This is a genomic window from Flavobacterium sp. FG19, assembly GCF_057809475.1.
The window spans coordinates 1-19,295 of the sequence record NZ_JBMDKA010000015.1 but is presented as its reverse complement, the minus strand read 5'-3'; the positions used below and the strand labels follow the sequence as shown (position 1 = coordinate 19,295).

Here is a 19,295-nt window from a genome sequence, read left to right as displayed (position 1 = left end):
GTTTTTGGAATTTGTGGTTAATTGATCTATGTTATTTTAAAAGGGAATTTTTGCTTAGTTCTACAGATAGTTCTTCTGTAGAATGCATTAGTAAACCAAGGTTGCTCCCTTCTTTTGAAAATACAATAACGAAGTTTGAACCACTGATTTTGTTTCCAACGACAACGCCGTCAGAACTTTTCAGGTAAAGTTGTTTTAGGGAGCCTTTTTCCAAATCAATAAGAAACTTTTCGCTCATGGATAAAATGGCGGCACTCATTGCGGCAATACTGTCGCTGTAATCTAAGTTAAGTGAAGTAATTAATTTGCCTTTTCCGTTTAGAATTAAAGCAGCGCTTGCTTTTGTTTCAACCAGGAAGTTGTTTAGAATAGTAGTTATTTCATTCATAGTTTTGTAAGGTTTGAGGGAATGTTAAAATTAGTTTGTTTTTGGTAGGTATTATAGATTGTAGTTGCGATTTGTCCTAAACAAGTGTTAATTTTTATTAACAAATATAAATTAAATTATGTATTATTGTAGTACCAAATCGTTAAATATTTTATTTTCTTACTTAAAAAACTTACACAATGGCTAAAGTACTGAAATTCAAAGATGTGAATTCTGATGTGGAACACAGGATGAAAGAATTCGAAAAATTACGCATCAAATTTAAAACAGAGGTAAAAAAAGCAGAAGCAAAGAGGGCGGCTGCCGGAAAACCCAGTAAAGGTATTTTTAAATCTATTTCAGATTTCTTTACAGACAGCCCGGCGAAAACAGTGGATAAAAAATAAAGGTTTAATGTTAAATGGCAGGTACTTTTTGCCGGCTTAATTTTATTACAAAACAATTAACGTTCCTTATGGGGCGTTTTTTTTGATTTAATTGTTACTTTTGCGCATCAAAAAATCATAAAAATGTCATTACGAAAAGCGTATTTCCTTATATTTTTAGTTTTAATTGTTGACCAGCTTTCTAAAATCTATGTAAAAACAAACTTTGTTTTAGGTGAAGAAGTGGTAATCTTTGACTGGTTCAGAATTCATTTTATTGAGAATGAAGGAATGGCCTGGGGAACTAAAATACCCGGAGCATATGGTAAATTAATTTTGACTGTTTTTAGGATTTTTGCTGTGTTTGGAATTGGCTATTGGCTTTCAGATGCTGTTAAAAAACGCCACTCAGTATACCTGATTGTTTCAATTGCTTTGATTTTTGCCGGTGCTGCCGGTAATATAATTGACTCTGTTTTCTATGGAGTAATTTTTGACGGCAGTGAACATAACCTTGCCACACTTTTTTCTCCGGAGCCATACGGAACCTGGTTTCATGGTCTGGTAGTCGATATGTTTTATTTCCCTATCTGGGAAGGTGATCTTCCGGGATGGCTGCCTGTTTTTGGAGGAAAGCACTTTATGTTTTTTAATGCTATTTTTAATGTGGCCGACATGGCGATTTCAACAGGCGTTGGAATTTTATTAGTCTTTAATAAAAGAGCATTTCCAAAGCATTAATTTGCTGAATTAAACAGATTTTTTCGGTTTTTTAATTAATAGTGTTTTTTAAGTGCTATTTTTACCATACAAAAAACCAAACGTATGCAACGCCCGTCTTTTTCTATTTATGATGCTTCTGCAGGTTCAGGAAAGACGTATACTTTGGTTAAGGAATATTTGAAAATTATTCTTTCTTCCCCAAAAAACGATGCTTATCGAAATATACTGGCTATAACTTTTACCAATAAGGCGGTTCATGAAATGAAAAGCCGCATTGTTGGAAATCTCTCTGAATTTGCCAAAGAAAACCCTTCTCCAAAAGCCGTTGATCTTATGGAGGATTTGTCCCGTGATACCGGTCTTTCGATTATTCAGTTGAAAGTAAAATCCCAAAATATTATAAAGCATCTGATTCATAATTATGCCGCTTTTGATATTTCTACCATTGATAAGTTTACTCATAAAGTAATCCGGGCCTTTGCACACGACCTGAATCTTCCAATGACTTTTGAAGTTACTCTGGATACTGAGAATTTACTGGTCGAGGCAGTCGATGCTATTATTGCTCAGGCAGGACAGGATGAGACCCTTACCAGATTGCTGATTGATTTTACAATGGAAAAAACAGACGATGATAAAAGCTGGGATATTTCGCGTGAGATTCTGGAAACAGGACGTTTGGTTCTAAATGAAAACAATCGAAATGAAATTCTGCATTTTAATGACAAAACAATTGAAGAATTTGTTCAGATTAAAAAGAAGATGCTGGAATTATGCAGGGATCTGGAATCTGAAAATGAACAATGGGCGGGAGAAGCCCTTGCTTTAATTGATAAAAACGGAATTGATCTGAAGTCTTTTTCAAGAGGTACGTTTCCCAATCATCTAATGGGGATAAGGGACGGAAAGTATAATCCGAAGAATAAAACCTTTCATGAATTTGACGATATCGCAATCAATAAAACAGCCAAAGACAAAGAGCTCATTGAAAGTATAATTCCTGAATTGCTTCAGATACTCGAAAAGGTGTATAAGAACTTTGAAAAAAGAGATTTTTACAAAGCCTTCCTTAAAAATATCACCCCTTTGTCGCTGCTAAATACGGTAAGTAATGAGCTGGCGAAGATTCAGTCGGAACAAAATGTTTTGTCAATTTCTGAATTTAATGCCATTATTCATCGTGAAATTCAGAACCAGCCGGCGCCTTTTATATACGAACGTTTAGGGGAACGTTATCGTCATTTTTTTATTGATGAGTTTCAGGATACTTCAGAAATGCAGTGGCATAATCTGATTCCGTTAATACATAATTCTCTTTCCGGCGAAGATGATTTGGGAAATAAAGGAACCCTGATGATTGTGGGAGATCCTAAACAGTCGATTTATCGATGGAGAGGAGGAAAAGCGGAGCAGTTCATCGAACTGAGTAAAGAAGAGGTGTCTTTTTTTAGCCATGAAAAAAAATTATGGCATTTAGATACTAATTACCGAAGTTACAGTGAAATAATTGAATTTAATAATGCTTTTTTTAATCTGATGTCGGCTGAGTTTTCAAATGCTGATTATAAGGATTTATATGAAAATCACAGTTTTCAGAACACCAATTCTAAAAAAGGCGGGTATGTTAATATCTCTTTTCTTCCGTTAATCGAAAAAAATGATTTTGAAGAAGAAGAAGAGGTAATGGGTAAAACAGATTTGTATGTTCTGGCTGTTTTGAATACGATTCAGAAAGTGGTTCGCGAAGGTTTTGAATATAAAGATATCGTGATTTTGACGCGAAAAAGAGACCAGGGAATAGCGGTGGCCAATTATCTTACGGAACAGGATATACCTCTTTTGTCTTCAGAAACATTAATGATTGCCAATGCGGCTGAAGTTCGTTTAATTGTTCATCTGCTGAAATATTTAAATAATAGTGCTGATCTTGAATCGAAGGCTTATTTTTTGCATTTCTTAGCAGAGAACCGGGAAATAAACAGGCCGGTTCATGATTTTATAGTAGAAGGAATGTCGCAGAAGTATGAAGAGGACTTTGAAAAATGGCTGCTAAATTTTGATGTTTCCCTTTCTTTTGAAAATGTACGGAAAAAATCACTTTACGAAGCGGTTGAAGTTATTATTTCAAAGTTTATTCTGCCTTCAGAAGGAAATGCATATGTGCAGTTTTTTCTGGATATTGTTTTAGAAAGAGATATCAGAAATCAGGCGGGTATTGCTGATTTTCTGAATTACTGGGATAAAAATGCGGAGAAATTCAGTATTCCTTCCCCGGAAGGGAAAAATGCCGTTCGCATTATGACAATTCATAAATCCAAGGGGCTGGAATTTCCGGTGGTGATTATGCCCTTTGCAGAGGAAGATTATAATCGGAAACCTAAAGATAAGCTGTGGCTTGATGCTGAAGAAGAAAATCTGGGAGTGCCTAAGGTTTTAATTGATAACAGCAGCGCTGTTGAAGGATTTGGAGAAAACGCCCAAACCGTTTTTAATTTGAAAAAACAAGAAGAGCTGCTCGATAATATTAATGTTTTGTATGTGGCGTTAACGCGTGCAGAAGAACAATTGTATGTTATTTCTCAGTCTTTAAAAGAAAGAAAAGACGGAGAGCTTCCTAATAATATGGCTTCCTATTTTATTAAATATTTAAGGCATAAAGGAATTTATGATCCTGAAAAGCCTGAATATGAATTCGGGGTTAAAACCAGAATTTCGTTATTGGAAAAATCGGTGGATCTGGTAAAAACGATTCCTGTTGTGAGAGAGGTTTTAAATCCAAAAAATATTAAAATTGCTCAAAGAGAAGCTTTGATGTGGGGAACACATCAACAGGAAGCTATTTCTTATGGAAATATCGTTCATGAGATTTTAGCGTATGTTAAAGACAAATCAGATATTGATCTGGCTGTGGTTAAAGGACTCGAAAACGGATTGATAACGGTGGAACAGTCTGATGTGGTCTTAAAAACACTTGAAGAAATTGTAAATCATCCGGAACTTGGTATTTGTTTTAATGGTAACGATACTGTTTTGAACGAGCAGACTATAATTCAGAAAGCAGATAAAATTTTAAAACCGGATCGGGTTGTTTTGACCAAAAATAAAGAGGCTTATCTGCTGGATTATAAAACGGGAGCTGTTAATACAAAATACAGGCAGCAAATTCAGGAATATGAGGATGCAATTGAGGATTTGGGCTACAAAGTGTTAAAAAAAGTTTTAGTATATATAGGATCGGAAATTGAAGTAGTAAATTTGTGAAAAAATTAACCAGATGTTAAAGAAATGAACAGAGTTTTTGACTCTAAGTTGTTAATTTTTAACGTTTTAAATAAGTTGTAAAAATGTACGGTAAGATTAAAGAGTATCTGCAAAGTGAGCTGCAGACAATTGAAGACAATGGTCTTTTTAAAAAAGAGAGAATTATAACATCAGCACAAGATGCAGAGATTACAATTTCTACTGGGGAAAAAGTTTTAAACTTTTGTGCTAATAATTATTTAGGACTTTCGTCACATCCTGAAGTGGTTCAGGCGGCAAAAGAAGCAATGGATACACATGGTTTTGGAATGTCATCAGTGCGTTTTATCTGCGGGACTCAGGATATTCATAAAACATTAGAAAGAAAGATTGCCGATTTTTATGGTACGGAAGATACGATATTATATGCTGCTGCTTTTGATGCAAACGGAGGTGTTTTCGAGCCTCTGCTGGGAGAGAACGATGCGATTATTTCAGACAGTTTAAACCATGCTTCTATTATAGACGGTGTTCGTTTGTGCAAGGCATCCCGCTATCGTTATGAAAATAATAATATGGAAGATCTGGAACAGCAGTTAATTAAAGCAAATGAAGCAGGAACCCGTTTTAAACTGATTGTAACAGATGGTGTTTTTTCTATGGATGGCTTAGTAGCGCCTTTGGATAAAATTTGCGATTTAGCAGATAAGTACGATGCGATGGTTATGGTTGATGAATGTCATGCTGCAGGATTTATTGGGGCAACTGGAAAAGGAACACTTGAAGCAAAAGGAGTAATGGGGCGCGTTGATATTATAACCGGAACATTAGGGAAAGCTTTAGGCGGTGCAATGGGAGGTTATACTACAGCCAGGAAAGAAATAATTGAAATTCTGCGTCAGCGTTCAAGACCTTATTTGTTTTCTAATTCTTTGGCACCTTCTATTGTGGGGGCTTCTATTAAGGTATTTGAGTTGCTGGAGAAAGATACTGTGCTCAGAGATAAGTTAGAATGGAATACTAATTATTTTAAAGAAGGAATGAAAAAAGCTGGTTTTGATATCATCGACGGAGACTCGGCTATTGTTCCTGTAATGTTATATGATGCAAAATTATCGCAGACTATGGCAAACGAGCTTTTAAAGCAGGGAATTTATGTTATTGGATTTTTCTTTCCTGTTGTTCCAAAGGATAAAGCCAGGATCAGAGTGCAGCTTTCGGCAGCCCATACTAAAGAACATTTAGACAAAGCTATAGAGGCATTTATATTAACAGGTAAAATGTTAAAAGTTATATAATTACCACATTTAGTGAATTTTTGTAGGTTTTTTTTAACATTTGATTTTGTATTTAAAAAATTTGGTGTTACTTTTGCTTGTAATTAACTAAATTGTAATTAAAAAAATTAAGTATGAAACATCTTAACAAACTTTTAGTTGCTGTATTGATGGCGATGGGGTTAAGCTCTCACGCGCAAGACAGTAACAATCCATGGGCGATCTCTTTTGGAGTGAATGCTGTGGATACAAGGACTAGTGCAAGTCCAGATTACGTTGACTTTTTCCCGGCGCACTTTTCTCAGCCATTCGCAGTAAAAGATAACTGGAATATTCTTCCTTCTTTATCTTACATTGGTGTGTCTAGATATGTTGGAAGCGGTTTCTCAGTTGGTTTACAAGGTTCTGTAAACAAAATTGATAAATATGTTGTTTTTGCTCCAAACGCTGCAGGACACGATGGAAGAGGTATGATCGTAACTAATCCTGGTGACTTGATGTACTACGGAATTGATGCTACCATCAAATACAGCTTCCAGGAATTAATCAAATCTAAAGTGATTGATCCTTCGTTATCTGTTGGTGGAGGTTATACTTTCCTAGGAGACAGCAGCTACGGAACTGTTAACCCAGGTGCTGGATTAACTTTCTGGTTTACTGATGCTATTGGTCTTGAATTAGCTACAAGATACAAATGGTCAGTTAGTGGTGACAGATCTGATGCAAATGGTACTCCAGATGCTCCGTCTCACTTCCAACACACTGCTGGTTTAGTATTTAAATTTGGTGGTAAAGATACAGACGGTGACGGTATCTACGATAAAGATGATGCTTGTCCGGATGTTGCTGGTTTAAAACAATTCAACGGATGTCCTGATACTGATGGTGACGGAATCGTTGATGCTTCTGACGCTTGTCCAGATGTATTTGGTTTAGCTGCATTAAACGGATGTCCTGATACTGACGGAGACGGTGTTGCTGATAAAGATGATGCTTGTCCAGATGTTGCTGGTTTACCAGCTTTAAAAGGTTGTCCTGATACAGACGGTGACGGAATCGCTGATAAAGACGATAAATGTCCTACTGTTGCAGGTCCTAAAGAAAATGGTGGTTGTCCTTTCTTAGACGCTGATAAAGATGGTGTTTTAGATAAAGATGACGATTGTCCTACAGTTCCTGGTCCAGCTAGTAACAGAGGATGTCCTGAAGTAACTTCTCAAGCTTTAGAAGATCTTAAAGTTCAGGCTAGAGCAATCTACTTTAACTCAGGAAAAGCTACTTTCAAAACTGGTGACAAAGAAACTCCAGCTAGATTAGATGCTATTAAAGAAATCCTTAAAAACTACCCTAACGCTAAATTCAGCATCGAAGGACACACAGATAGTACAGGTTCTGCTAAAGTAAACCAAAAACTTTCTGAGGACAGAGCTAACGCTGTATTGAACGCTTTAGTTGAAAGAGGTGTTAATCCAGAAAACTTAGAAGCTAAAGGATTTGGATCTACTCAACCAGTTGCTAGTAACAAAACTGCAGCAGGTAAAGCTCAAAACAGAAGAACTGAAATTAAACACGTAGGTTCTAAATACCAAGGTAAACTATAATTTACTTTAGTAAATAAACATAGAAAGCCATTCTTAATTGAATGGCTTTTTTTATTTTTATGATATGATAAATACTTCTTTTTTAGAAAAAATAGCCAAAGTTGTAATTCAGGATTATTCCGATAAACTTGCAGACACCACTATTGTGCTGCCTAATAAAAGAGCTAAAGTCTTTTTAATAGAAGCGCTTAAAAAAGAAACAGCAAGAACTATTCTTTCTCCAGAAATTGTAAGCATTGAGGATTTTGTACAGGATGTCGCAGCCATAAGATCTGTTGACTCTATTGAACAGCTGTTTGAGTTTTATGAAGTCTATTTGTCTGTTACGGAAAAACAGCATCAGCAGTCTTTTGAGTTGTTCGCCAATTGGGCTAAAACACTGCTGCAGGATTTTAATGAAATTGACCGTTATCTTTTAGATCCCTATCATGTACTTTCTTATTTAAAAGATATTGAGGATATTAAAAAATGGGGAATTGAAGTAGAAAACAAAACAAAACTCCTTGAAAATTATATTGATTTTTGGAAACTTCTGCCCCTTTATTATGATTCCTTGTATCATCATCTGCTTAATAAGTCAATTGGTTATCAGGGACTCATTTATCGGGAAGCGGTAAATAATCTTAATCATTTTTCGAATACAATATCGAACAGGCAGTTTATTTTCGCCGGTTTTAATGCCCTGAATGCTGCCGAGGAAAAAATTGTACAGCATCTTTTGGCTTTAGATCAGGCCAGAATTTACTGGGATGCAGATCAGGTTTTTTTAAACGACCCTTATCATGATGCAGGACTATTTGTGCGCAGGTTTAAAGAGCAGTGGAAGCATTATAAATCAAACCCGTTTGAATGGATTGTAGATGACTTTTCGCAGACCAAAAATATTAAAGTAATTGGTACGTCAAAAACCATTGGGCAGGCAAAAATAGCCGGAAGTATTATCGAAAATCTTATCAGTGAAAACCCACTGGCCTCTCTCGATAAAGTAGCAGTTGTATTGGGTGAAGAGAATTTATTGATTCCGGTTTTGTATTCGCTTCCTTCTTCAGTAGGTGCTCTGAATATTACGATGGGATATTCCGGTAAAAATAATCCGTCGCAAATATTGGTGGCCAAGTTTTTTAAAATGCATACCAATGCACTTTCCCGAACGGGAGGCAGTTATGTTTTTTATTATAAGGATGTTCTGGATGTTCTTACTCATCCATTAGTGGAGCCTTATGCCCAAACGGGACATTTAGTGCGAATAATAAAAGAGAATAATTATACCTTTATTACCCTTAATAAAATACTGGAGCTCAATCCGGATCCTTCGGGACTTTTTTTATTATTGTTTCAGAAGTGGGAAAGCGGATCAGTGGCTGTGCTCGAAAATATTTCTGCAATTTTGATTTTGATCAAGCAGCATTTTAGTAATGATAATGAAGAAGAAAAAATTGCCAAAACATTTGTTTATGCTGTTTTTAAAGTGATTAATAAACTCATTAATTATTATTCAAAACATCAGCATATTGACAACATCGAGACGCTCCACGCTATTTATAAACAGATTATTGATGTAGCCGAAGTTTCGTTTGAAGGAGAACCTTTAAGAGGGCTGCAGATCATGGGTGTACTTGAAAGCCGTGTGCTCGATTTTGAGACGGTAATAGTGACTTCTATGAACGAAGGAAAATTTCCGGCTGGAAAATCTCAGAATTCGTTTATTCCGTATGATGTTAAAAGCGAATTGGGACTGCCTACTTTTAAAGAAAAAGATGCTATTTACACCTATCATTTTTACCACTTATTACAACGGGCCAAAAATATCTATCTGATTTACAATACTGAAAATGACGGACTGGATGCAGGTGAACGCAGCCGTTTTATTACTCAGCTTGAGGTTGAAAAACAACGAAATCATAATCTGACTTTTGACATTTATAATCCGGTTCTTCCCACTACGGCTTATAGTCCTATGGTGGTTCCAAAATCGGAGGCGGTTATAGAGCGTCTGAAAGAAATTGCTTCAGCAGGTTTTTCTCCTTCGGCACTGACCAGTTATATACGAAATCCGATTGAGTTTTATTTTCAGAAGATCCTGCGTATCCGCGAAGTGGAAGAAGTAGAAGAGAATATTGCTTTAAATACACTGGGGACTATTATACATGAAACTTTAAAAGCGTTGTATGAACCTTTTACCGGAAAGTTCGTTTCAGAATCCGATATTTTGAATTGTTTTAAGTTACTGGATGATGAAGTGCTGAAACAGTTTAAGCTGGTGTACAAGGAGGGTGAAATTAAAAAAGGAAGAAATCTTTTGGCTTTTGAAGTGGCTAAACGCAATGTTTCCAATTTTCTAAAAATGGAGCTGGAATCGATCAAAAGTGGTGATGCGATTCAGATTGTGGCTTTAGAGCAGACTTTTGAACGTGAACTGGTTCATCCTAAACTGCCGTTTCCGGTTTTAATTAAAGGAAATGTCGACCGAATTGAACTGCGCAACGGGAAAATACGAATCGTGGATTATAAGACCGGAAAAGTGGAAAAATCGAATGTAGTACTTAAATCATGGAATGGGTTAACACAGGACCTTAAAAACGATAAAATTATTCAGGTATTGGCCTACGCGTTTATGTTTGAAAAATCAGCAGGTGAAAATCCAATTGAAGCAGGTATTATTTCGTTTAAAAATCTTAAATCCGGTTTTCTGCCATTTGGTTTCAAAGAAGAAAAAGAGCTGGATACTATTGTTACCCAAGAGACTATCAATAATTATATCGAAGAAATAGTTTTATTGTTAAGCGAGATATTTGATCCTGAAATTCCGTTTGAAGAGAAAATATAATTAGGATGAGAAAACTGCAAAATAGAATTGATTTTTTTACCGGAATTTTATTTACTAACCTTCTTATTAGTTTAGTGCTCACCATTTTTGGCGGTCCGGATTGTTTTTTTGTATTTTTTTTGAGTGTTGGTTTTTTAGCGGCGGTTTTTTTTAAAGAGTTTTATCGCAAAAACGATTACCTGTTTTATGCCAATAACGGAATTTCTAAAGTTGAACTTTTAGTGTTTAGTTATCTGATGACTTTTTTTTGTGCCGTTCTTATGGGGTTATTGTTTTTTCTGAAAAATAAACTGTTTTGAAAAAGAAGATTTTAGAAGCAGACGGAATACAGATAAGCTATGATGGTAAGCTGATTCTTTCAGACGTTTACCTGAAATGTGAAAGTGGAGAAATAGTGGGACTTTTAGGGAGAAATGGCTCCGGGAAATCAACTTTGTTAAAAGTTATTTCCGGACATGAAACAGCACCTGATAAATGTGTCAGGATTAATTCCCTTCCGCTCAGGAAAAAAAGTGCCTTTTTAAGCGAAATAAGTTATTTAAGCCAAAATCCATTTATCCCCAATCATCTGTCTGTTCAAAAAGCAATTGTTTTAAGCGTCGATAAACAAAACAGCGTGTTTTTTAACAATGATCCCTTTATCCGGCCTCTATTGCATAAAAAAGTAAAACAGCTTTCGGGAGGAGAATTGCGTTATCTTGAAGTTAAACTGCTGCTTTTTAATTCCTCTAAATTTGTTTTGCTGGATGAACCTTTTAGTAAATTATCGCCGTTGTGGTGTGAATCGATAATCGAACAGGTTCAGGAGAATATAATGCAGAAAGGAATTGTGATAACCGATCATAATTACGAAAATGTAATCCGTGTTTCTACCCGCCTTGTCAGGCTCGAAAATGGTAAGCTTCAGAATATAAAAGAAAAAGCGGCAGTCGTTATTTAATAATGATTGCCGCTTTTTGTAAGTACTTTTTAGCTGAATATTTTTTTGAAAAAACCTTTTTTGGCTCTTTCTTCTGTAGTTGAAGAGTTTACTGGTCCATTTTCAAAACGAAATCTTCTAAACTTCATCAATTTTACATTTAAGTCAAAACGCAATTCGTCAACAGTTTTCATCGTAAATTTTTTTTGCAAATTTAGAAAAAAGATCTATTAATCTGATTATCTGTGCTTCTGCAAAGTATGATTTGAATTTTTGCGATAAAAATGTTTGAATTTCGATCAAATATCTTTTTTCTGTTAAATTTTTTTAACGATTTTCTTTTAAAAATTGACTTTATTTATACTATAAATAAAAGTGGGTCAGATAGTTGGGCGTAAACATTTTTTTAACAAGTGTTTATCAAAAAAATCTCTTTATTCAAAATAACTTTGACCTTCTTAAAAATTAATGTTATATGATTGATTTAAATACACTGGTTGAAGAGACCGGAGCGGAATCTGGAATTACGTTTAATATTGACGGAATTTTACTGGAATCGGTTAATTTGGAATACGATGGAAACGTTGCCGCAATGATCGGGATGATTTTAAAAATGTGCGGTGAAATGTCGGAAGATGTTAACAACGGTGAGTTAAAACAAGTCATGATTAAAAATAATGACGGTATCGTGGTAGCCAACAAAAGTCAGGATGATAATTGTGTAGCACTTCTTTCAAAGGACATTAGTAAAATGGGACTTTTACTCCGAAAAATGGATACTATTTTCAGCAATTAATTTAAACCAATTATTTATACATACACATGTCAGATTTTTTACAAAATTTTCAAAATGATTTAAAAGAGAATGTTCACGGATTTATTGCCGTTTCAGTAACTGAGGTTGAGACCGGAATGTCTTACTGTTCGCTTTCTGTAAAACCGGATTTTGATCCCGAACTGGCATCTGCTTATAATTTAGAAGTTGTAAAAGCAAAAATAAACGCCATTAAAGCTTTAGGGTTAGATCAAAAAATCAACGATATTTTAATTACATTGACGGATCAAATACATATTATAGATGTTTCTGAAGACGGCCAGTATTTTATTTACTTAGCAGTAGATGCTAAAAAAGCCAATCTTGGATTAACAAGAGCGACTTTGGCAAAATTCAAAAAAGACATTATTACCAAATTATAATTTTTTGCCCCCACAATGAAGAAAAGGCTGTTCCGTTTATGTGGAATGGCCTTTTCTGCTTTAAGTGTTTTTTTAACTGAAAAAATGCTGCAAAACGGTTTTTAGTTCTTCTTTGTTTTCAATCTGGCTCATGTGCCCGTCTTCAAATGAAACTAATTGTACCGAGGTATTTTCGGCCTGCGAAAGGCTTTCTTCGTAGTTTAAAACGGGATCTTTTTTTCCCAGTATCAATAAAGTCGGAAAGCGGTTTTCCTGTAAGAGCCATTCCCGGTCTTTCCGTATTTTCATGCCTTCAATAGAGGCTGCAATTCCCTGTACAGGCGTTTTTAAAGCCTCTTCTTTTGCCTTTTCAATTTCATCGGCCAGACGTGTTCTGTTGTTTTCGCTGAATAAATTGGCAATTGCCAGACTTACGAAGCTGATATAATTTTGTTTTACTGCTTTTACGGCACGGGTTCGGTTTAGTTTTTTTTCGGCATTGTCTTCTTTCGAAGTCGAATTCAGTAAAACCAGTTTAATGATGTTTTCCGGATACAATTCGGCGAAAGCCAAACCTGCATAACCGCCCATAGAATGTCCCAGAATAATTGCTTTTTCGATTTGTAAAGATTTCAGGACTTCACGAACTGCATGCGCATTATCTTCCATTTCATGAACATATCCCAGACAGTCTGATTCGCCATGGCCCAATAAGTCGATCGTAATAACACGATAATTTTGGGAGAAAAAAGCAGCATAATCCTTCCACATTTTTTTGTTCTCCAAAAAGCCGTGAAGAAAAACCACAGCAGTTCCGTTTCCTGAATCCGTAAAAGATATTTTGGTGTTTTTATATTGAATGTTTTTCATCATCATAATTTTTACAAAAATAGCCTTTTGAGTTTTAACAAGCCAATTTTATGCCTGACGCCTGCTGAATTAAAGCGAAGAAAATTTCCAGGGATAGCATAATACTGTAAAATTTTTAAGGGTTGGTTTTAAATTTTAACAAATTGATTTATTGATTTGTAAAATGTTAAAAAATGACTAGTTTTACTCGTTTTTTAATATTAAACCTGTTAAAATTTATGAGAACAACTTTACTCTGTGTTTTATTTTTACTTAACGTTCAGTTTGCCTTCTGCCAGTGGGAAAACTTAAATACCGGTTTAACAGATGATTTAACCGGTGTTGTTTTTTTGGGTAATAATGGTTTGGTTTCCGGAAAAAAAGGCCTTTATTATACATCAGACGGAGGTGCAGGATCATCAAGCTGGAAGAGATTTGAGATAACAGATGGAAGTGAAAATGCCGATATCTACAATAATACCGTTTTTAGTCACTGCTATTCAGATATAACAGGTTCTGCTTCTGAAGGAGTTGTTTTTGCCTGCGGACAGAATGCATTGACAAAACAGGCTGTTATTATAAAAGTTGAACTGCCATCACTTAATTATCAAATTATATATAAAGGCCAGGAAAACTCAAACCTAAACCAGATTACATATTCAGAGTATAACAGATCCTATTTTGCAGTAGGAGAAAACGGGCTCATTGTTAATTTTACAGCAGCTGGTGTTCAAAGAATTAAAAATCTGGGTACCGATAATTTTTCCTCCATTGCTTTTTATCAAAGCAGATGCAAAATAGCCACTACCGGTAAGATACTTTATTTTGAGTATTTTGATTTAGGATATAATTTTGTTGAAGTACCAACGCCTGGTTCTGATATTAAGGCCATCACTTACGGCTATGGAACATTTAATAATGGAATAACTTTTTGTGCAGGAAACAGATTTGCGTATTATAGCTATAATAATTCACTGAATAATGACCATGCCAACTTTTATAATGGTCCGTTAAATGCAAAGTGTATTTCTGCTAACGGAACAGGCGAGTATGTGGGAACAGATCATGGTATTTATTTTGTTGCCAGCAGTCAGGCATTAGAGTGGCAGACAACTTCTTTGAATTATGGCATTAATTGTTTTTGGAAACAAATGGCGAATACGGCTTTTTATGCCTGTGGAAATTCCGGAGTACTATTAAAAACTACTAATGGAGGCGGAACCAGGATTCCTTATGTAAACGTTTCAAGATTAACAGGCGGCTGTGTCGAAAGTAATTTAACCTTAAAGCCGCTTACTGGAGGTGTTGCAAGTTGTAAATGGTTTGTAAATGATGTGCAGGTTAATGCTGTGTGCGGTAACCTGACTTATAATTTCAAAACAGCAGGGAATTATGAAATTAAATACACAGTTACCAATAGTTTCGGTGTTGAATCTACAGATTCTAAAACTATTTATGTGAGTTCAATTCCAAAAATTAATTTACCGGTTACTATAAGCGATAATATTCTTTGCAAGAGCGAACCTGTCACCGTTCAGATTGAAAATTCCGAAATTGACGTTGTGTATACCTTAAAAAATAGTTCTTCATCATTCGGAACCAGCGAACCGGGTAACGGACAAACACTTTCTTTTACCAGTAATTTAATTAGCGAATCCGGAGATTATTATTTAGAAGCTAAAAATGTAAATGCTAATTGTGTTATTAGTTTTACTGATAGAATTCATATTGATGTGGAGCATACAAAAGCAGAGTTTTATAAAGATTTGATCAATGCTAAGCCTGACGAGGTTACAACATTTTATCAAAAAGCAATTGAGGCACAACATTATAAATGGGATTTTAGTCCTAATGCTTCAACAAGCAGTTCAACAGCTGCAATCGTGAAAAGCAGCTTTTCAAAAGAAGGAGATACAAAAGTCGATCTTGAAGTCTGGTCAGATAATGATTGTTACGATAAAATAGAGAAAGAAGGCCCTTTTATTTATAATAATCCTGAAAACTCAGATAATTGCTGGGCGTTAATTAATAATGGAGTTGACTCTGACTGGAATGGATATGAATACGAAGGTAATTACGGTTTAACTAAAACAGAAGACGGGTTCTTGGTTTCAGGAGGATTTAATGATCAGATATTTGATTCGAAAATTGGAGTTAAACCTAATTTTAAAAATAAAAAAGGAAGCTTTCTAACCAAATATGATCGAAATGGTGTAGTAAAATGGATGGTTAGTACAGAACATGAACCGGTGGTTCGTGAAAGAGATAAAATATTTTCGTCTGTAGTAGATCAGGATGGAAATATATACATATGCGGTACGCACGAAGGTATTTTTATTGACAATAAAGGAGAAAGAATAAAATTGAGTCCATTAATCGGTTCTACCAGCGATATTGGATACATTGTTAAACTCGATAATCAGGGAAGGATGATTTGGAGATTAAACAGTACTATAGATGGTCCGCTGGCAGAAAAACTTTATATAGATAATGATAATAATTTAGTTGCACCAATTACTATGCGTTATGGCTATTCAGGTAAATTCCCTTTGTATTTTAACGGAGTACGGTCGACTGAAATTAATCAGGAGATGGTAACATCACAGGCAAGTAATACGGCAATTTTAAAAATATCGCCTGAGGGATCCGTAATCTGGTATGCAGGAATTACGCTTAGCCATGTAAATGGCGCTGGAATCAGGGATATTGGATTTGATAGAGACAATAATATTTATGTAGGAGGAAATTACGAATTTGATGCCAATTTTTACTCAGCAGGTAATGCCGCGCCGCCGGAGGTATTAAAAGGTTTTGAAGGATACGGTTCCAAATCATTTTTTGTGAAATACAATACAGATGGAATTTTACAATGGAAAATGAGAAGTAATACGAAAGATTCTTTTTTCGAAGGTGCTACTATAGCTTCGTTTGTTACAGATGAAAATGGAAATAGTTATATTACCGGAAGCAATGATTGTGATGGATCAAAAGCGGTGCATTTCTTTGAAAATAGTGATGGAACAATAACTCAAAATAGTGTTGGGTCTTTTTATGCAGCGAAAATTAATTCTTCAGGAAAATGTGAATGGATAACAGGAACTCAATATACTGGCGGAGGCGGAGCTAAAATAATTAAGGATAAAGATAAACTGTATATTATTGGTGCCGCTGCAGATGGAGGTAACTTTGTGACAGCCGATGGGAAGAATTATAATGTATCTATGAGCAGCTATGATTTCTTTTTGGCGACCTATGATCTGTCCGGTAATTTAAAAAAGATAACTGCTAATGGAGATAATAAAAACCATGGTAGTGTACCGTATATGGAAATGTTTGATTTTTTCAGGGCAGAAGACGGATCATTTTATTTATCGAGTAACTTAAGAGGAAATAATTACGGCAGCTTTGGAAGCTCATTAACCACTAATGGTGTAGATGGGACAGTAATTCATTTTAATGAAGACTGCGGGATACTTAAGTATGAAAATACCCTGTCGGCAGAAGAATTTACAAAGAATTCAAATGCAGTTGTTTATCCTAATCCAACTTCTGGTAAGATCGCTGTCGATTTAAGGAATTATGGAGGAAATACAGAAGTACAGATATATGATGCGGCCGGAAAAAAAATAAGCGAACAAAAAGCGGTTGATTTATCAAAATTTGATTTAACAATAAATGGTGCTGCAGGAGTTTATTTTGTAAAAATTAAAGCTGGAGAAAAAACACAGACTTTTAAAGTTTTAAAACGATAATATATTTATAAGCAATAAACCAAAACGGCTTTCAGAAATGAAAGCCGTTTTTTTTATTAAAACCTATTGTCACCATCCAGAAGATTTCCTAATCCTCCCAGCAGACTTCCTTCGTCGCGGCTGCTGCCGCCGGATCTTGGTGCCGATGCAATAATACGGTCGGCTAATCTGGAGAAAGGCAGCGATTGTATGTAAACCGTTCCCGGACCTTTTAGTGTGGCATAAAACAATCCTTCGCCTCCAAAAATAGAATTCTTGATCCCGCCAATAAATTCAATGTCATAATCTACGTCTTTGGTAAAACCAATAATACATCCTGTATCTACCTTTAGGACTTCGCCGTGACCCAAAACTTTTTTGGCCATTGTTCCTCCGGAATGCACAAATGCCATTCCGTCTCCTTCAATTTTCTGCATGATAAAACCTTCACCGCCAAATAGACCACGTCCCAGTTTCTGAGAGAATTCTATGCCCACAGAAACGCCTTTGGCAGCACATAAAAAGGAACTTTTTTGACAAATAAACTTGCCCTGAAATTCCGTTAAGTCAATGGGAAGGATTTTTCCCGGATAAGGCGATGCAAAAGAAACTTTACTTTTGCTGTTTCCCTGATTTAAAAATGCCGTCATAAACAAGCTTTCTCCCGTAAGTACTCTTTTACCTGCGTTTAAAAGTTTACCAAACAAACCTGAACCTTGCTGTTGAGAACCATCTCCAAATATCGTTTCCATCTGGATGTTGCTTTCCATCATCATAAAGCTGCCGGCTTCGGCAATAACAATTTCCTGCGGATCCAGTTCTATTTCAACATATTGCATTTCTTCTCCAAAAATCTGATAATCTATTTCGTGCGCCTGCATAATTTCTTAGTTATTTGTTTTCAGAATTAGACTAAAGGTCCTCCAAAATGTTACAGTTTTTAGTGTACTTAGGCTGTTTTTAAATAGATTAACAATTTTTGTTATTTTAAATTAGTCTTAATTACGTGTTTAATTGCTTTAAATTATATATTTTTGCACCGTTATCATATTTTATCAGCATGTTAGTTAGTGATTTGACCACCAAAGTATTATTTGAAACCGAAAAAGGATACAGTTATCAATGTGATTTGACCAATAGTATAATTATCAATTTTGTTGATACCGTGTCAAGTTATAAAATTCACGATTTTTTGATTTTTCAAAGAAAGGTTAACAGCGTTGACATTTTGAACATGCTTTATGATTTATCTGATCAGTCAGACGCACAGTTGATTGAAACTACCAAAAGAAATTTTTCCAGAAATCTTACCATCTGCGAAATTGTGCAGTTAAGAGATTTATTAAACGGAACTAAATTTACCCTCAATCTGCATTCTATGCTTTGTAATATAGTAAACGTAGAGCTTATTTAGATTCTTACTTAGATTAAATCCAAATTTTCAGGCAGTTAGGGCTGTTTTCTTTAGTTTTTGTAATTTTACACATCTAAAAATTAAAGGATATGAAAGATTTACTAAGAACACGTACTTCATTAGTTGAAGGTGTAGAAAATATATTAAACTTACAGGCAAAATTAGAAAGTGACGCTTCAAACAAATATTTGGCTATGGCGGCATGGCTGGATAGAAATGGTTATGCAAATTCAGCATCTTATTTGTACAAACAGGCCGAAGAAGAAAGAGAGCATTTTCTAAAAGTTTTCAAATATATTACAGATATGGGAGGGATAGCCGTTACACCGTCTGTTCCGGAAGTACAGCAGGAATTTGCTTCTTTAAGAGAAGTATTCGAAATTGCTTTACAAAATGAAATTGCAGTTACTCAGGCCGTAAATAAAGTAATCGCAAAATGCAGAGCTGAGAATGACTATGCTACAGAAGATTTTATGATGTGGTATGTTGCTGAGCAGAGAGAAGAAGAGAAAAATGCAAGAAGAGCTTTAGAACTTTTTGATTTGATCGATGAAAACGAAGCTGCTGGTAAATTCCAGTTGGATGTACAGATCTCAAAAATCGGATAATAACCGGTTTATAAATTTAAAGAAAAGCTGTCTCAAAAGGACAGCTTTTTTCTTTTTGTACGCTTCAGAGAAGCGGAATATTTATAGCCGGCAATGTTTTTTTTGTAAATCTAAATATATGTCGCTCCTCCGGAGCTTTTTTTATGTGTCTTATTACGATTCTATAACTATTTTACC

At 35.2% G+C, this 19,295-nt stretch carries 16 protein-coding genes; 12 read left to right on the top strand and 4 right to left on the bottom strand.

Annotated features, from left to right (window positions below; translation table 11 throughout):
- Positions 1 to 31: 31 nt before the first annotated feature.
- The gene (locus tag ACODST_RS15600; protein ID WP_488933027.1) at positions 32 to 388 is read right to left on the bottom strand and encodes a roadblock/LC7 domain-containing protein; all 357 of its coding nucleotides are present in this window, start codon (positions 386 to 388) and stop codon (positions 32 to 34) included.
- Between the two features lie 179 nt (positions 389 to 567).
- Here ACODST_RS15600 and ACODST_RS15595 point away from each other — a divergent pair, with 179 nt between their 5' ends.
- The 7 genes from ACODST_RS15595 (at position 568) to ACODST_RS15565 (ending at position 11,361) form a co-directional block, all read left to right on the top strand.
- Positions 568 to 774 carry a hypothetical protein gene (locus ACODST_RS15595; RefSeq protein WP_488933026.1) on the top strand — a complete coding sequence of 69 codons (207 nt, stop codon included), beginning with the start codon at positions 568 to 570 and terminating at the stop codon, positions 772 to 774.
- 123 nt (positions 775 to 897) lie between these two features.
- Positions 898 to 1,494, top strand: a complete 597-nt coding sequence (locus ACODST_RS15590) for a lipoprotein signal peptidase (protein WP_488933025.1) — start codon at positions 898 to 900, stop codon at positions 1,492 to 1,494.
- Between the two features lie 84 nt (positions 1,495 to 1,578).
- Complete coding sequence (locus ACODST_RS15585) at positions 1,579 to 4,737, top strand: UvrD-helicase domain-containing protein (RefSeq protein WP_488933024.1); 3,159 nt, start codon at positions 1,579 to 1,581, stop codon at positions 4,735 to 4,737.
- Between the two features lie 83 nt (positions 4,738 to 4,820).
- Positions 4,821 to 6,014 carry a glycine C-acetyltransferase gene (gene kbl / locus ACODST_RS15580; protein ID WP_488933023.1) on the top strand — a complete coding sequence of 398 codons (1,194 nt, stop codon included), beginning with the start codon at positions 4,821 to 4,823 and terminating at the stop codon, positions 6,012 to 6,014.
- Between the two features lie 113 nt (positions 6,015 to 6,127).
- Positions 6,128 to 7,594 (top strand): OmpA family protein, encoded by a 1,467-nt coding sequence (locus ACODST_RS15575; RefSeq protein ID WP_488933022.1) that lies wholly within the window; start codon positions 6,128 to 6,130, stop codon positions 7,592 to 7,594.
- Between the two features lie 64 nt (positions 7,595 to 7,658).
- Positions 7,659 to 10,421: a PD-(D/E)XK nuclease family protein gene (locus ACODST_RS15570; protein ID WP_488933021.1), complete on the top strand. Its 2,763-nt coding sequence runs from the start codon at positions 7,659 to 7,661 to the stop codon at positions 10,419 to 10,421.
- Positions 10,422 to 10,716: 295 nt separating this feature from the next.
- Positions 10,717 to 11,361: an ATP-binding cassette domain-containing protein gene (locus ACODST_RS15565; protein WP_488933020.1), complete on the top strand. Its 645-nt coding sequence runs from the start codon at positions 10,717 to 10,719 to the stop codon at positions 11,359 to 11,361.
- 29 nt (positions 11,362 to 11,390) lie between these two features.
- Here the strand turns inward: ACODST_RS15565 and ACODST_RS15560 are convergent, their stop codons facing one another.
- Complete coding sequence (locus ACODST_RS15560) at positions 11,391 to 11,534, bottom strand: hypothetical protein (RefSeq protein ID WP_488933019.1); 144 nt, start codon at positions 11,532 to 11,534, stop codon at positions 11,391 to 11,393.
- Between the two features lie 281 nt (positions 11,535 to 11,815).
- Here ACODST_RS15560 and ACODST_RS15555 point away from each other — a divergent pair, with 281 nt between their 5' ends.
- Both ACODST_RS15555 and ACODST_RS15550 read left to right on the top strand, forming a co-directional pair.
- On the top strand, positions 11,816 to 12,136 hold the full coding sequence (locus ACODST_RS15555) for a roadblock/LC7 domain-containing protein (protein ID WP_488933018.1): 321 nt from the start codon (positions 11,816 to 11,818) through the stop codon (positions 12,134 to 12,136).
- Between the two features lie 26 nt (positions 12,137 to 12,162).
- A complete protein-coding gene (locus tag ACODST_RS15550) occupies positions 12,163 to 12,537 on the top strand; it encodes a hypothetical protein (RefSeq protein WP_488933017.1) in 375 nt (124 codons plus the stop codon).
- A gap of 72 nt (positions 12,538 to 12,609) precedes the next feature.
- On the opposite strand, the gene ACODST_RS15545 is transcribed toward ACODST_RS15550, so the two are convergent.
- On the bottom strand, positions 12,610 to 13,386 hold the full coding sequence (locus tag ACODST_RS15545) for an alpha/beta fold hydrolase (protein WP_488933016.1): 777 nt from the start codon (positions 13,384 to 13,386) through the stop codon (positions 12,610 to 12,612).
- 218 nt (positions 13,387 to 13,604) lie between these two features.
- On the opposite strand from ACODST_RS15545, the gene ACODST_RS15540 reads away from it, so the two are divergent.
- The gene (locus ACODST_RS15540) at positions 13,605 to 17,117 is read left to right on the top strand and encodes a T9SS type A sorting domain-containing protein (RefSeq protein WP_488933015.1); all 3,513 of its coding nucleotides are present in this window, start codon (positions 13,605 to 13,607) and stop codon (positions 17,115 to 17,117) included.
- A gap of 56 nt (positions 17,118 to 17,173) precedes the next feature.
- Here ACODST_RS15540 and ACODST_RS15535 read toward each other — a convergent pair whose 3' ends face one another.
- On the bottom strand, positions 17,174 to 17,977 hold the full coding sequence (locus tag ACODST_RS15535; protein ID WP_488933014.1) for a TIGR00266 family protein: 804 nt from the start codon (positions 17,975 to 17,977) through the stop codon (positions 17,174 to 17,176).
- 179 nt (positions 17,978 to 18,156) lie between these two features.
- Here ACODST_RS15535 and ACODST_RS15530 point away from each other — a divergent pair, with 179 nt between their 5' ends.
- Together ACODST_RS15530 and ACODST_RS15525 are read left to right on the top strand one after the other, a co-directional pair.
- Complete coding sequence (locus tag ACODST_RS15530) at positions 18,157 to 18,510, top strand: hypothetical protein (RefSeq protein WP_488933013.1); 354 nt, start codon at positions 18,157 to 18,159, stop codon at positions 18,508 to 18,510.
- Positions 18,511 to 18,599: 89 nt separating this feature from the next.
- Complete coding sequence (locus tag ACODST_RS15525; protein WP_488933012.1) at positions 18,600 to 19,118, top strand: ferritin; 519 nt, start codon at positions 18,600 to 18,602, stop codon at positions 19,116 to 19,118.
- Positions 19,119 to 19,295: the final 177 nt, after the last annotated feature.